The 13,574-nt window shown below is 60.7% G+C and carries 14 protein-coding genes and 1 riboswitch; of the genes, 7 read left to right on the top strand and 7 right to left on the bottom strand.

The window, feature by feature from the left end; all coding sequences use genetic code 11:
• The 3 genes from ACRAUW_RS07170 to gbpA all read left to right on the top strand — a co-directional run.
• On the top strand, window positions 1-435 hold a 435-nt coding region (locus ACRAUW_RS07170), incomplete at its 5' end, for a hypothetical protein (RefSeq protein ID WP_431361727.1).
• A gap of 25 nt (window positions 436-460) precedes the next feature.
• Window positions 461-2,143, top strand: coding sequence for a methyl-accepting chemotaxis protein (locus ACRAUW_RS07165; RefSeq protein WP_431361726.1), 1,683 nt, complete (start codon window positions 461-463; stop codon window positions 2,141-2,143).
• Window positions 2,144-2,393: 250 nt separating this feature from the next.
• A riboswitch (cyclic di-GMP riboswitch) is annotated at window positions 2,394-2,479 on the top strand.
• Between the two features lie 68 nt (window positions 2,480-2,547).
• Window positions 2,548-3,969, top strand: a complete 1,422-nt coding sequence (gene gbpA / locus ACRAUW_RS07160) for an N-acetylglucosamine-binding protein GbpA (protein WP_431361725.1) — start codon at window positions 2,548-2,550, stop codon at window positions 3,967-3,969.
• A 58-nt stretch (window positions 3,970-4,027) separates the two neighbouring features.
• Here the strand turns inward: gbpA and cbl are convergent, their stop codons facing one another.
• The 6 genes from cbl to ACRAUW_RS07130 all read right to left on the bottom strand — a co-directional run bounded on the left by cbl (window position 4,028) and on the right by ACRAUW_RS07130 (window position 9,819).
• Window positions 4,028-4,975 carry an HTH-type transcriptional regulator Cbl gene (gene cbl, locus ACRAUW_RS07155; protein ID WP_120414722.1) on the bottom strand — a complete coding sequence of 316 codons (948 nt, stop codon included), beginning with the start codon at window positions 4,973-4,975 and terminating at the stop codon, window positions 4,028-4,030.
• A gap of 122 nt (window positions 4,976-5,097) precedes the next feature.
• Window positions 5,098-6,165, bottom strand: coding sequence for a sulfate/molybdate ABC transporter ATP-binding protein (locus tag ACRAUW_RS07150; RefSeq protein WP_042030337.1), 1,068 nt, complete (start codon window positions 6,163-6,165; stop codon window positions 5,098-5,100).
• A 22-nt stretch (window positions 6,166-6,187) separates the two neighbouring features.
• Entirely contained in the window at window positions 6,188-7,078 is an 891-nt protein-coding gene (cysW, locus tag ACRAUW_RS07145) for a sulfate ABC transporter permease subunit CysW (protein WP_431361724.1), read from the bottom strand.
• Entirely contained in the window at window positions 7,075-7,914 is an 840-nt protein-coding gene (gene cysT, locus ACRAUW_RS07140; RefSeq protein ID WP_431361723.1) for a sulfate ABC transporter permease subunit CysT, read from the bottom strand. Before cysT ends, cysW begins: the two co-directional genes overlap by 4 nt.
• A gap of 271 nt (window positions 7,915-8,185) precedes the next feature.
• Window positions 8,186-8,761 carry an RBBP9/YdeN family alpha/beta hydrolase gene (locus tag ACRAUW_RS07135; RefSeq protein WP_201902593.1) on the bottom strand — a complete coding sequence of 192 codons (576 nt, stop codon included), beginning with the start codon at window positions 8,759-8,761 and terminating at the stop codon, window positions 8,186-8,188.
• Between the two features lie 56 nt (window positions 8,762-8,817).
• Window positions 8,818-9,819, bottom strand: coding sequence for a sulfate ABC transporter substrate-binding protein (locus ACRAUW_RS07130; RefSeq protein ID WP_431361722.1), 1,002 nt, complete (start codon window positions 9,817-9,819; stop codon window positions 8,818-8,820).
• 217 nt (window positions 9,820-10,036) lie between these two features.
• Between ACRAUW_RS07130 and ACRAUW_RS07125 the strand changes: the two genes are divergently transcribed.
• The 4 genes from ACRAUW_RS07125 to ACRAUW_RS07110 all read left to right on the top strand — a co-directional run bounded on the left by ACRAUW_RS07125 (window position 10,037) and on the right by ACRAUW_RS07110 (window position 12,682).
• The gene (locus ACRAUW_RS07125; RefSeq protein WP_431361721.1) at window positions 10,037-11,293 is read left to right on the top strand and encodes an MgtC/SapB family protein; all 1,257 of its coding nucleotides are present in this window, start codon (window positions 10,037-10,039) and stop codon (window positions 11,291-11,293) included.
• An 86-nt stretch (window positions 11,294-11,379) separates the two neighbouring features.
• Entirely contained in the window at window positions 11,380-11,970 is a 591-nt protein-coding gene (locus tag ACRAUW_RS07120) for a sugar O-acetyltransferase (protein WP_431361720.1), read from the top strand.
• A complete protein-coding gene (locus tag ACRAUW_RS07115) occupies window positions 11,967-12,296 on the top strand; it encodes a DUF1294 domain-containing protein (protein ID WP_431361719.1) in 330 nt (109 codons plus the stop codon). Before ACRAUW_RS07120 ends, ACRAUW_RS07115 begins: the two co-directional genes overlap by 4 nt.
• Before the next feature lie 173 nt (window positions 12,297-12,469).
• The gene (locus ACRAUW_RS07110) at window positions 12,470-12,682 is read left to right on the top strand and encodes a hypothetical protein (protein WP_040067337.1); all 213 of its coding nucleotides are present in this window, start codon (window positions 12,470-12,472) and stop codon (window positions 12,680-12,682) included.
• Window positions 12,683-12,750: 68 nt separating this feature from the next.
• Here the strand turns inward: ACRAUW_RS07110 and yrfG are convergent, their stop codons facing one another.
• Window positions 12,751-13,431 carry a GMP/IMP nucleotidase gene (gene yrfG, locus ACRAUW_RS07105; RefSeq protein ID WP_431361718.1) on the bottom strand — a complete coding sequence of 227 codons (681 nt, stop codon included), beginning with the start codon at window positions 13,429-13,431 and terminating at the stop codon, window positions 12,751-12,753.
• Between the last annotated feature and the right edge of the window lie 143 nt (window positions 13,432-13,574).

The raw sequence follows: 13,574 nt of genomic DNA, 5'->3' as shown, positions 1-13,574 counted from the left end.
GAACCCTCAATTAGTTCCATTCAAGCTGCATCGATTTGGGAAACAACGCCCCTGCTCGGCCACAGTGAAACCGGCCTGATCATCGCTGGTGCCCATGTAGGTGGACCAGAAGAGATCCTCTTTGCGCCTGTGTACCAGCAGGTAGTCGGCGTTGAGCTGGTTGAAGTAATTCCTGGCAATGGCACTCATACCTTCCCTCTTTTCATGGGAACCCCCGCTTCGGGGCCCACTCCTTTTTTGATGACATGCCAAAAATTGACACCTTTTGGCAATAAAGACGCAGGGATGCGCATCAACACGCTACCAAAAAGTAGAGGTTGCTGTCTGCAGACTATAGTGATAACACAATACTCATTTGAGGAATTCATCAATGAGTTGAAAGTCTATGCGTTGTTAAGATCAACAAGCTGGCTGTCGCAGCAGAAAGCCACATAAATCAACAGGGAATGAGGGATTAGTCATGTTAAAACTCGGTGATATCACCGTGAGCCGCAAATTGATTTTGCTGCTCACGCTAGCGTTTATCGGTTTTGTCTCGCTGCTACTTATCTCCGCCAACACGCTCCAGCGTAATCTGATGAGCGAGCGAGAGGCACGGCTCAATGCGGTACTTGGTCAGGCCATGAGCCAAATCCAGTTTCTGGCCAGCACCCTGCCTATGGAGCAGGCGCAGCAAGAGGCACGCAAGCTGCTGACCAATATGCGCTTTGATGGCAACAACTATTTGTTCGTCATCGATGAGAGTCGCAAGATGCTGGTGCATCCCATCAGCCCCGAACTGGTCGGCCAAAAAATGGGGGAAGGGGGCGCAGCCACAGCCGGGCAATTCTGGTATCAGATGGTAGATATGGCCAAGGGGGGCCAACAGGGCACCCTGAAATATGACTGGGTCGGCCCATCGGGCGAGACCGCTGACAAGCTCTCCATGGTCTCCGGCTACCAACCTTGGGGCTGGATCCTCGGTGCTGGCATGCTGCTGCAGGACATCCACCAGACCATCTGGGCCCAGTACATGAAGATGGGCAGCGCTACCGCCATCGTCATTGTGCTGATGGGTTTACTGGGCTGGCGTATCACCCGCTCTATCGTCTCTCCCCTCAGCCAGCTTAACAACGCCATGCAGCGAGTCGCCCAAGGGGATCTGGTGGTCAGCATCCCGGTACTGGGTAAAGACGAACTTGGCGTTGTCGCCCGCTGTACCAACCAGAGCCTCGATGCCATCCGCAACGCCCTGCTGGAGGCAAGCCAGGGAGCCCGCAACGTAGCGGACGCAGCCCTGCGCATTGCCGCCTCCGCCGAGCAGACCAATCAGGCGGTCACCAGCCAGCGGGATCAGCTGTCCCAGCTCGCCACTGCCATGCACGAGATGAGCACGACCATCTCCGATGTGGCCGGTCATGCCGAAAATACCGCGCGGGATACCCAGGAGGCGACCGGTGAAGCAGGCCTCGGCAACCGAGATGTTCACGCCAGTGTAAATGGCATCCAGGCACTGGCCAGCGAGGTTGGGCAAGCCACCCAGCAAGTGAACCAGCTCAAAGAGGGAGTGATGCAGATCAGCGAAGTCACTGCCGTCATCAGCGCCATTTCTGATCAGACCAACCTGCTGGCCCTTAACGCCGCCATCGAGGCGGCACGGGCTGGCGAGCAGGGGCGGGGCTTTGCCGTGGTGGCCGACGAGGTGCGTCAACTGGCCAGCCGCACTCGCCAATCTACCGAAGAGATCCAGAGCACCATTGCCCAGTTGCAGCAACGGGCCGTCACTGCAGCCAATGCCATGGATGCCAGCCGAAAACTGGCCGAAAGCAGCGTCAACCAGTCCCAGCAGGCGGGGCAGGATCTCACCCTGATTGTCAACCATATCCAGCATGTGAGCGACATGGCAACCCAGATTGCCACCGCCGCCGAGCAGCAGAGCATGGTGGCCGAGGATATGAACCGCAATGTCAGCGGTATCAACGACTCGGCGCTGGAAATGTCACAGTCCGCCTCGCAACTGGCACAGGAGAGCGAGATGCTGGCCAGTCTCTCCCGCAGTCTCGATGATCGACTTGCAGTGTTCAAACTGGACAAGGAGTCCGCTGCTGCCCCGATGATAATCCCTGTACCTCAACCCTCCACCGAGCTGCGCGCCCGTCACTGACGCGTCAATATGTGCGCCTTGCCGACCTGCCAGCCTGACTGGCAGGTTTTTTACGTCCGCAATATGCAATCAGCACACACCTTACCGCCATATTTAACGGAGTCACTCTCCATAACAAAAAACAAACAATTTAAAAACAATAAGTTAAGGTAATAGCATTATTATTAGATACCGATTTAAACATTTAGCTTCAGATAATTAATCAACACAGTGCACAATGCTGTTGGCCGAACATTCGGCCCATCACTAACCAGTCATTTGGCAAACTGACCGAAAGGTCAGGACGCAAAGCCACCGATCTACAGACATGTTGTCCAGGATAGCGGGGCTGCCACACGCAAGTGTGCATCGGGGGTCTCCCCCCCGGCCAACTGACTGCCCACATTTATCGAGCAGAGGAATGTATGGCAGCAAAAATCCAACTCAATCATATCGCAGCGGTACTAGCTCTACTGGCCAGCGGCAGTGCCCTGGCGCATGGCTATATCAGCCAGCCCGAGAGTCGCAACTACCTTTGCAAAACCGGCGGCAACAGCCAGTGTGGCGGCGTGCAGTGGGAACCCCAGAGCGTGGAGGGCCCTTCCGGCTTCCCGCAGAGCGGCCCACAGGATGGCCAAATCGCTTCGGCAGGCAGTCCGCGCTGGAGCGAGCTGAACATCCAGACCAGCGACCGCTGGACCAAGCGTGACGTACAGCCCGGCCCCTTCGCCATCAGCTGGAACTTCACCGCCAACCACGTCACCCGCAACTGGCGCTACTACCTCACCAAGCAGGACTGGAACCCCAACCAGCCGCTCACCCGCGCCTCGTTCGACCTGACCCCCTTCTGCGTCATCGACGGCAACAAGTTGCAACCGCCCAAGCAGGTGACCCACAACTGTACCCTGCCACAGCGCACCGGTTATCAAGTGATCCTCGGTGTGTGGGAAGTGGGCGACACCGACAACAGCTTCTACAACATCATCGATGCCAAGTTCAAAGATGGCACCCAGCCGCCGCTGGCGTGGAGCCAGGCAGGCACCATCTACCCCTCCATCGACCTCGCTGTGGGTGATAAGGCGATGACCCGGGTATTCGATGCCAACGGCGAGCGTCCCGATCTGCAGACCGTGCTGACCATCACCACTGCCGAGCAGGGCCAGAAAAACAGCTGGGCTCATGCCCTCGCCAGCAAGATCAACGCCGAACAGAGCCTGATCCGCGCCGGTCAGCAAGGAGCCGATGGCCAGTTCAATCCGGTCTACGGTATGAACCCCATCTATCTGAAGCGAAACAGCAAGCTGGAGCGAGTCGAGATTGACCTGCAACAGCTGCAGCCGCCGGTAGTGGACAGCATCAGCGTCAGCGGTCTGGCCCGCGACTATGTGCTGGACAGCGGCAAAGCCACCCTCGATTTCACCGCCACCGCACAAGGCGATCTGGCCGTCACCAACACCCTCTATGACCACGGCGGCGTTGCCAAGGGTGAAAGCAGTGCCGACATCAAGGAGAGCAGCCACACCTTTACCATGGCGCTGGAAGGGCTCAAGGCAGGTCACCACCAGCTGGTGATCAAGGCCACTCCGAAAGCGGGTGGCGAGACCATCCAGCAGACCATGGATCTGATGTTCAAGGAGCAGAGCAGCGGCGAATATGACTTCGTCTTCCCGAGCTCGCTGAAATCCTATACTGCCGGCACCAAGGTGCAGCAACCGAAAAATGGCAAGGTCTATCAGTGCAAGCCCTTCCCCTACAGCGGCTACTGCCAGCAGTGGACCACCACTGCCACCCAGTACGAACCGGGTGTCGGCTCCAACTGGCAGATGGCGTGGGATGAAGTGAAGTAACTCGCCACCGGATAGCAAAAGGGGAGCCATTGGCTCCCCTTCTGTCGTCTCTTCCGATTCAAATCTGGAAGTCGAGGGCGGGTTCGCTGCCCATGGCGCGGGCCTGAATATCCGCCAGCGCCAGCTCGGGGTTGCAGAGCTGGATAAACTGCCAGGCAAAGTTGTGCTGGAACTGCCCCTGCTTGAGGCCAATCCAGGCGGTGTGGGGGGCAAACAGATGGCTGCCGTCGAGCTGCACCAGCCCCTGATCGCGCTGCGCGTCGAACGCCATATCAGCCAGTATGCCGACCCCCATCTCCAGCTCGACATAGGTTTTGATGACGTCGGAGTCCTGCGCGGTCAGCAGGATCTGCGGTTCAATACCAGCCGCAGCAAAGGCTTCATCCACCCGCACCCGCCCGGTCAACCCGGCTTGATAGGTGACGATGGGCCAGTTGGCCAGCGCCGCCAGCGTCAGATCCCGCTCGCCAGTAAGCGGATGTTGCTCGGGCACCACGATATTGTGGTGCCAGCGGTAGTAGGGAAATGCCACCACCCCTTCGCTCTTGTCGAGCTGCTCGCTGCTGATGCCGATATCCACCTCGCCGGTCTGCACCAGCCGCACTATCTCCTCCGGGCTTCCCTGACGCAGCTCCAGCTGCACTAGCGGGAACTGCTCGCGAAACGCCTTCACCACCCGCGGCAGGGCATAACGTGCCTGGGTATGGGTGGTCGCCACCAGTAAACGTCCCGAGTCGCGGTTGGCAAAGGTGCTGGCCAGTTTGCGGATGTTGTTGGCGTCATTGAGAATGCGCTCGGCAATCACCAGCAGCTCCTTGCCAGGCTCGGTCATACCGAGCAGCCGCTTGCCGTAGCGGATAAATAGTTCGATACCGAGCTCCTCTTCCAGCTCGCGGATATGGCGACTAACCCCGGATTGCGAGGTAAAAAGGGCGTTGGCCACCTCGGTCAGGTTGTAATCCCGCCGCGCTGCCTCCCGGATAATGCGTAACTGCTGAAAATTCACCTTGTCGCCTCTTGCGAAGAGTGGGTGACACAATCTGGTCCCCCCTCATTTTTGTTATTTGGCCGGATCATGCCCAGGCAGAGCGCCTGACCCCGGGTGGCCATGCCACCCGCAACACAACATCAAATCTGGTAATCGGGATAGAACTGCGCCTGCCTGGCCACCAGCCTCACCCCCTGTCCAGGGGCAAACTGCTTGGCCGCCTCCTTGCTCAGCTCCGCCTCATAGTGAGCCCCTTTGGTCTCGCCATCGCCGCGCAGCTCCACCCGAATGCGCGGCCCCATGGGCAGCAGACGGGTGATGGTGGCGCGGATCCCGCCCGGCGCATCGGCTGGCAAGATCTCCAGCTCATGGGGACGGACATAGGCGATGGCGGCACTGCCGTGAGCAAGATGAGAAGCCGACGGCCCGCCGAGCAACTGCTCGCCGATGCCGAATCCCTGCTCCGCCACCCGACCGCGGAACTGATTCACACTGCCGAGGAAGCTGTGGACGAAGGAGCTGGCGGGCTGGTCGTAGACCTCGGCCGGGGTGCCAATCTGCTCGACCCGTCCGGCGTTCATCAGCACCACCCGATCTGCTACCTCCAAGGCTTCTTCCTGATCGTGAGTGACGAACAGGCTGGTGACATGCAGCTCGTCGTGCAGCTCGCGCAGCCAGCGGCGCAGCTCCTTGCGCACCTGCGCATCGAGGGCGCCGAAGGGCTCGTCCAAGAGCAACACCTTGGGCTGCACCGCCAGCGCGCGGGCCAACGCAACCCGCTGGCGCTGACCGCCGGAGAGCTGGGTCGGATAGCGCTCGGCTACGTGGCTGAGCTGCACCAGATCCAGCAGCTCTTTGACCCGGGCGCGAATGGCCGCCTCGGCCGGGCGCTCGCTGCGCGGTTTGACCCTAAGGCCAAACGCTACGTTTTCGAATACCGTCATGTGGCGAAACAGGGCGTAGTGCTGGAACACGAAGCCGACGTTGCGCTCACGCACATGGAGATCCGAGGCGTCCTCACCGCGGATGATGACGCTGCCACTGTCGGCCTGCTCCAGCCCGGCGATGATCCGCAGCAGGGTAGTCTTGCCACAGCCGGAGGGGCCGAGCAGCGCCACCAGCTCACCGTCGTGAAAGTCGAGGTTGATGTCTGCCAGCGCCGCGTACTGATTGAAATGCTTGTTGAGTTGTTGAACCTGAATGCTCATGGCTGCCTCTTTAAAACGGTGATCAGTGAGATTTGGTGGGCTGGGCACGCAGCCGGGCCAACAGGGTTTCCCCCAGCAGGGTGAAGATCCCGAACAGAGCCAAGAGGCTTGCCACCGCGAAGGCGGCGCCGGTCTGGTACTCGTTGTAGAGGATCTCGATATGCAGCGGCAGGGTATTGGTCTGGCCGCGAATATGACCGGAAACCACCGACACCGCGCCAAACTCCCCGACCGCGCGGGCGGTACAGAGCAGCAGGCCGTACATCAGGCTCCAGCGAATGCCGGGCAGGGTGACGCGCCAGAACATCTGCAGACCGCTCGCCCCCAGCATGATGGCCGCCTCTTCCTCTTCCGGGCCACGCGCCTCCATCTGGGGCAGCAGCTCGCGCACCACGAAGGGCACGGTAATGAAGGTGGTGGCCAGGATGATCCCCGGGGTGGCGAAGATGATCTTGATGTCATGTTCGCTCAGCCAGTCACCGAACCAGCCGCGGCTGCCGAACATCAACACCAGCATCAGGCCGGCGATCACCGGCGACACCGAGAAGGGCAGATCGATGATGGTGATGAGCAGCTGCCGACCGGGGAAGCGGAAACGGGCGATGGCCCAGGCCGCCGCGATCCCGAACAGCAGATTGAGAGGAACCGCACAGAGCGTCACCAGTGCGGTCAGACCGAGGGCGCTCAGGGCATCCGGCTCGCTAATGGCGTGCCAGAAGAAGACCAGCCCGGGGCTCAGCGCCTGAATAAAGACGGTGGCCAACGGCAGCAGCAACAGGGCGGCAAACCAGCCCAAACCGACCGTGATAAGCAGCCATTTGACCCACAGGGGCTCGCGGATCACAGGAGGAGCCTTGCGCACGGGAGCAACCTCCACAGGGGGGACTTCAAGGGCGAGTGTCGATGCGTTCATATCCGGCTCCCTCCGATACGAGACCAGCTCCAGGCCTGCAACTTGTTGATTAGCAGTAACAAAATGAATGAGATCAGCAGCATCACCACGGCAATGGCAGAGGCGCCGGCATAGTCGTACTCCTCCAGATGGCTCATGATCATCAGCGGCGCGATTTCCGAGACCATCGGCAGGTTGCCGGCGATGAAGATGACGGAGCCGTACTCCCCCACCCCGCGGGCAAACGCCAGCGCAAAGCCGGTGAGCAGGGCCGGGATCAGGGTCGGCCAGAGCACCCGCAGAAAGGTCTGCCAGCGATCGGCGCCGAGGCTGGCGGCCGCCTCCTCTTGCTCGGTTTCAGCCTCCCGCAGCACCGGCTGCAGGGTACGCACCACAAACGGCAATCCGATAAAGGTGAGGGCAATCACCACCCCAATAGGGTTATAGGCGAGCTGGATGCCGAGCGGCGCCAGCAACTGGCCGATCCAGCCGTTGGGGGCGAAGATGGCGCACAGGGCGATGCCGGACACGGCGGTCGGCATGGCGAATGGCAGGTCGATCAGCGCATCCACCAGACGACGACCGGGGAAGGTGTAGCGCACCAGGATCCAGGCCAGGATCAGGCCAAACAGGCTGTTGAGCAGCGCCGCGACAAAGGCCGCACCGAAGCTCAGGCGAAAGGAGGGGAGCACCCGGGGTGAACCGATCACCTGCCAGAACTCGGTTGCGGTCAGGTTGTTGATCGCAAACAGTACCAGGGCCGAGAGCGGCAACAGCACCAGCAGGCCCAGATAGAGCAGGCTGAACCCCAGGGTGGGGCCAAAACCGGGCAGGACAGAATAAGAACCAAATCGCATAACACATCCATCTGTTATGAAGAATTTTCGATATGGTGATTCTGCGCACTCCCCTCATCGGCAACAAACATCAATTGCGACTTTGCTAATCACTTTTTTGTCTAACCGCAGAGTCACAAGGCTCTTGGCGCACTCCAAATAAAAAAAGGTCTTTTATATAAATAAAAGACCTAAGAAATGGAGCAATACGGAGCGGAGCATTCAAAGAACGGGGGCATGGAGTAGCCAGCGAACAGCGCGCTCGCCAACCCTCCAACCACTTCACAGATACCTAGCGAAAGCCCAATACGACCGGCTGGGGCGATGCGATCTTGACCGGTGCCACTACCAGCTCACCACGGCGGTAGAGTGCCCCCAGCAAATGCAGCCCCTGATGCCAGTCCCCATGACCTGACTGGGCATTGATATGGCCCGCCTCACCAGCATCGAACAGCGGCACCTGCCACTGACGGCTCCAGTATTCGGCCCGTTCAAAGCTCATCCAGGGATCATTGCGGCTGGCCACCAGCTGGGCCGACACCTGCAGCGGCCCGGCCAAGGCCTCATCCGCAATGCCAAAACGGGCAGGATCGGCGGGCGCCACCAGAAAGATCGAGGCCACCTTCTCCGGCTGCAAGCGGGCCGCCGCAATGGCAGTCAGCGCGCCAAAAGAGTGAGCCACCAGATGAACCCGGCTGCGGCGACGTTTCAGCTTGCTCGCCAGCTTGGCACTCCAGACCCTGAGGTCCGGCTTGTCCCAAGGTAGCCCGATCATCCGCTGCCATTGGGGAAAATGATCGTGCCAGCGGCTCTGCCAGTGATCCGGCCCACTGTTGTGCAGACCGGGAACCAGGAGGATCTTGTTCATCTTGGTGCTCCTATCGGCTGGCACAGGGGCCAGTTTAGTGATGGATAACGAAGCTATCAACGACCCGGCTGATAGATCTGGTCAAACAGACCACCCTGGGCGAAGTGTTTCTTCTGGGCTTTCTCCCAATCCCCTTCCAGATCCTTGACGGTAAAGAAGGCAAGCTGCGGGAACTGGGCTGCCGTCTCCTTCAGGATCGCCGGGTTGCTGGGGCGATAGTGATGTTTGGCGACGATATGCTGCCCCTCGTCAGAGTAGAGATAATCGAGATAGGCCTTGGCCACCGCTTCGGTACCGTGCTTCTTGGCCACCTTGTCCACCACCGCGACCGGCGGCTCCGCCAGAATGGAGACCGAAGGCACCACCAGCTCGAACTTGTCGCTGGCACCCGCCTGACCAAGCACCAGCAGGGCTTCGTTCTCCCACGCCAGCAGCACGTCACCGAGACCGCGCTCGGTAAAGCTGGTGGTGGCACCGCGGGCGCCTGAGTCCAGCACCTTCACGTTCTTGTAGAGATCGCCGACAAACTGTTTGGCCCCCTCTTCATTGCCACTCTTCTTCAGGGCATAACCCCAGGCAGCCAGATAATTCCAGCGGGCACCGCCGGAGGTCTTGGGGTTGGGAGTCACGATGGCTACATCCTTGCGCACCAGATCATCCCAATCCTTGATCTGCTTGGGATTGCCCTTGCGTACCAGGAAGACAATGGTGGAGGTATAGGGCGAGGCGTTGTTGCCGAGGCGACTCTGCCAGTCGGCAGCGGTCAGCCCCGCCTTGGCGATGGCATTGACATCGTAGGCCAGCGCCAGCGATACCACGTCGGCCTCCAGTCCATCCACCACAGCGCGGGCCTGCTTGCCGGAGCCACCGTGAGACTGGCTCACCACCACGTCGTCACCGGTCTTCGCCTTCCACTCCTTGGCAAAGGCGGCGTTGTACTCCTGAAACAGCTCGCGGGTCGGATCGTAAGAGACGTTGAGCAGGCGGATCTCGGCGGCATTGGCCTGGCCAAATGCCAGCAAGGAGAGCAGGGTCAGGGCGGTCATTCGCAGTTTCATGGTGATTCTCCATATCTTGTTGGGTTGAGAACAGCATGCCGTGGAGTTGTTATGCCCAGAAGAAAGAAATAACTCTTTGTTTATCTCTTTTGCTCATATCAACTCAGCCACCCGCACCGGGAGCCGGACGCAGACTCTGTGAGCCATGCCCCTCTGGCCCCTTGCTCGCTGTGCCATCATGGGAACAAGGCAGGCAGATGACGAAAAGGAAGTCGTTATGTGGATCAATGCAGAACCGGTCAATGGTGCCCTGGTCTCGCTGGCCATCGGCCTCATCATCGGACTGGAGCGGGGCTGGCAGGTACGCCAACTGGGGGATAACCAGCGCATCGCCGGGATGCGGACCTACGGCCTCATCGGCCTGCTCGGCGGGGTGTGCGGCTTGCTGCTGCCGACCCTGGGCCCCTGGCTGCCGCTGCTCGGCCTGCTGGCGGTGGTGATCGGCTGCGGCCTCTCGGTCTGGCTGGCCCAGCGCTGGCAGGGGGAGTTCGGCCTCACCAGCTCGGTAGCCATGCTGCTCACCTATTTGCTGGGGCTGATGTCGGTGCTGCTGAGCCCGAGCGAGGCGGTGGCCTGCGCCGTGCTGGCCGCCCTGTTGATGGGCTTGAAGGGACAGATCCAACAGGGGATGCTGTTTTTGAGCGAGACCGAGTTTCACGCCACCCTGCGCTTTCTACTTATCTCGCTGGTGCTGCTGCCGGTGCTGCCCAACGAGGAGATGGGGCCCCTCGACGCCTTCAACCCCTTCAAGATCTGGCTGATGGTGGTGGTGATCGCCGGCATCTCGTTTTGTGGCCACTTCGCGGTGCGGCTGCTCGGCACCCGCGCCGGGCTGGTGCTCACCAGCATACTGGCGGGATTGGCCTCCTCCACCGCCCTCACCCTGCAGTTTGCCCGCCTCAACAAGGAGCAGGGCGGGCTGGAGCGACTGCTGGCTACCGGCATCCTGCTGGCAGGGGCCACCATGTGGCTGCGGCTGCTGGTGCTGCTCATTCACAGCGAGCTGGCGATGCGCCTCGTCGCCCCGCTCGTATTGCTGGCGGCCACGGTCTACGGCTTTGCCTTCTGGTTCTGGCATCAGCGTGAGGAGCTGACCGATGGCCCGGTAAAACCGGAAACCAGCAACCCGCTCGATCTGGCCACCGCCATCAAGTTCGGCCTGCTGCTGGCGCTGATCGGCTTTATGGCCACCCTGCTGCAAGACAAGGTGGGCAACTCCGGGGTCTATCTGCTGGCGCTGGTGTCGGGGATCACCGATGTGGACGCCATCACGCTGTCGCTCTCCCAGCTCTCCCACAAGGAGCTGGCGCTGGAGGTGGCCGCTCGCGGCATCCTGCTGGCCGGACTGGTCAACTCGCTGGTGAAGGGGTTGCTGGCCCTCGGCATTGGCGGCCGCAGTCTCGGGCTGCGGGTGCTGCTGCCCTACTTCGTCTCAGCCCTGCTGATCCTCCCCCTCGTCTGGCCAGCAGGATGACGGGGATCACCTGCCAGAAGTGACAGACTGACGCCTCTCGCGCTTGTCACGTATACTGCCCCCTCTTGCAGCATGAGGAGGTAGCAATGGCGAGCGACTGGGACAAGGTACTGGCAGGCGGGGCACTGGATAGCCAGAGCGAGGAGATAGCCAACGACCGGATCCGCGGTCAGGCGCTGCTGGCCCGGCTCAATGGTTCATCGGCGGGCGATGCCCATCTGCGCCAGCAGATCTGCCGCGAACTGTTTGGCCACTGCCCCGACTCCTGCTGGATCAGCACGCCGTTTACCTGCGAGTTTGGCCGCAACATTCATATCGGCGAGAAGACCTTCTTCAACTTCAACGTCACCATTCTCGACGTGGGCGAAGTGCACATCGGCAGCCATGTGCTGCTGGCCCCCAACGTGCAGATCTACACCGCCACCCACACCATGAACTATCTGGAGCGACGCAACTGGACCGCCTACAACAAGCCGGTGCGGATCGGTGACGACTGCTGGATTGGCGGCGGCGCCATCATCTGCCCCGGCGTCACCATAGGGCCGCGATCCATCGTTGGCGCGGGCGCTGTGGTGACCCGCGACATCCCGGCCGACTCAGTGGCGGTGGGCAATCCGGCCAGGGTGATCCGCAAACTCAAGCAGGACGAGGAGCGCTGCTGGGTGCTGGCCCAATGATGGCGCTGGCGCTGCTGCCACTGGGCGCCGCTCTCTGGCTCGGCCTCGGCGAGCAGCAGTGGTGGCCGCTGGCCGTGTTGCTCTTCATGAGCTTGCTCACGGTGGCCGCCTACGCCTGGGACAAGCGGCAGGCGGTGCGCGGTGAGTGGCGCATTCCCGAATCCCGCCTCCATCTGCTGGAGCTGTGTGGCGGCTGGCCGGGGGCACTGGTTGCCCGCCAGTGGCTGCGCCACAAGACCCAGAAGCGCAGCTACCGGCTGGTCTTCTGGTTTATCGTGCTGCTGCACCTCACCCTGTGGGGACTCTGGATTGGCCGCCCCCTCTGACAGCAATAGCCACCCGGGTAACAAGGTGGTGGCTTGGCCGCCCGCTCCGGCAGCAATAGCCAACTGCATCACAAAGGCGAAACGGGCCCCATTGCGGCCAATTGGCGGCTATGAGAAAACAGAGCAGATCTCATCAGCGTTTTCGCCGTTTATAGACGACAAGGAGTCGTGACATGACCATGTGGACAGGCATAGTCCTGATCGTATTTATCAGCCTATTGTTCGGATATCTCGGCAAGCGGGCTCGCTACCAGATGGGGGATGCCCGCATCACCGACCGCCTCGGCAAGCAGGATATGATCATCAGAGAATTGCAGGAGCGGATCGCCAATCTGGAGGCGATCGTCATCGAAGAGGAGAAACGGCGCCCGTTTCGGGAGCTGTGATTTTCTCACCGCCAGGTTTCAGATACAGAGAGGGCTGCATGATGCAGCCCTCTCTCGTTTCAGCAAATTCAGATTGCCAGCGGCAGCAACTCGGCATAGTCGCGGATCGCCGGAAAAGCGGTGATGCTCTGCTCCGGCTTGCAGCTGTCCGGATTCTGGATCGCCAGCTGATAGCCGATGCCATAGTCGGCGGCGGCCCGCAGGATCCGCTCACTGTCATCCACAAACAGGGTACGGGCCGGATCGAACGCCAGCCGCTCGGCCAGTGCCTGCCAGCAGTGTTGGCTCTCCTTCGACCAGCCCAGCTCGTGGGTACTCACCATCAGATCCAGATGGTTGCTTAGTCCCAGCTGCGCATCCTTCACCGACAGACTGGCGGGGTGGGCATTGGTGAAAAGCACCAGCTGCTTGCCCGCGGCGCGCAGCTCGGCCAGAAAGGGGATGGCGTGGGGACGCCACTGGATCTTCGCCAGCAGCTCCTGCTTGAGGGCACGAATATCGAGCCCCAGGGTCTCGCTCCAGTAATCCACGCAGTACCAGTTGAGGGTGCCGTTGACGGCGTGATAGTGGACATCGATCTGCGCTTTGGCTTCATCCAGCGGCAGACCGAGCCGCTCGGCGTAACGCTCCGGCACCAGCTGTTGCCAGAGGTGGTTGTCAAAATGCAGATCGATCAGGGTGCCATCCATATCGAGCAAGACGGTATCTATCTGGTGCCAGGGCAAGGTGGTGGAGCTGGAGTGTGGCATCGTGCCTCTTGATCGCGGATCTCGGAAAACGGGGCGGCAGTATAGCGGATTTTTCCTCCCCCTTTGCCCTCCCTGGCCCGTGGTGTTCGGTGTGAGAGTCGTTTACTCTTGAAGCACGACTTTTTAACGAGCAGCCAGCGTCC

This window comes from Aeromonas sp. (genome assembly GCF_050633025.1).
Classification (GTDB): domain Bacteria; phylum Pseudomonadota; class Gammaproteobacteria; order Enterobacterales; family Aeromonadaceae; genus Aeromonas.
The sequence above is the reverse complement of the archived record's forward strand: the minus strand, read 5'-3'. Positions and strand labels throughout refer to the sequence as shown.

Bases quoted from the DNA above. Each gene is read 5' to 3' on its own strand.
- ACRAUW_RS07165 (WP_431361726.1), top strand. From the start codon at position 461: ATGTTAAAACTCGGTGATATCACCGTGAGCCGCAAATTGATTTTGCTG.
- gbpA (WP_431361725.1), top strand. From the start codon at position 2,548: ATGGCAGCAAAAATCCAACTCAATCATATCGCAGCGGTACTAGCTCTA.
- ACRAUW_RS07150 (WP_042030337.1), bottom strand. From the start codon at position 6,165: ATGAGCATTCAGGTTCAACAACTCAACAAGCATTTCAATCAGTACGCG.
- cysW (WP_431361724.1), bottom strand. From the start codon at position 7,078: ATGAACGCATCGACACTCGCCCTTGAAGTCCCCCCTGTGGAGGTTGCT.
- cysT (WP_431361723.1), bottom strand. From the start codon at position 7,914: ATGCGATTTGGTTCTTATTCTGTCCTGCCCGGTTTTGGCCCCACCCTG.
- ACRAUW_RS07135 (WP_201902593.1), bottom strand. From the start codon at position 8,761: ATGAACAAGATCCTCCTGGTTCCCGGTCTGCACAACAGTGGGCCGGAT.
- ACRAUW_RS07130 (WP_431361722.1), bottom strand. From the start codon at position 9,819: ATGAAACTGCGAATGACCGCCCTGACCCTGCTCTCCTTGCTGGCATTT.
- ACRAUW_RS07125 (WP_431361721.1), top strand. From the start codon at position 10,037: ATGTGGATCAATGCAGAACCGGTCAATGGTGCCCTGGTCTCGCTGGCC.
- ACRAUW_RS07120 (WP_431361720.1), top strand. From the start codon at position 11,380: ATGGCGAGCGACTGGGACAAGGTACTGGCAGGCGGGGCACTGGATAGC.
- ACRAUW_RS07115 (WP_431361719.1), top strand. From the start codon at position 11,967: ATGATGGCGCTGGCGCTGCTGCCACTGGGCGCCGCTCTCTGGCTCGGC.
- ACRAUW_RS07110 (WP_040067337.1), top strand. From the start codon at position 12,470: ATGACCATGTGGACAGGCATAGTCCTGATCGTATTTATCAGCCTATTG.
- yrfG (WP_431361718.1), bottom strand. From the start codon at position 13,431: ATGCCACACTCCAGCTCCACCACCTTGCCCTGGCACCAGATAGATACC.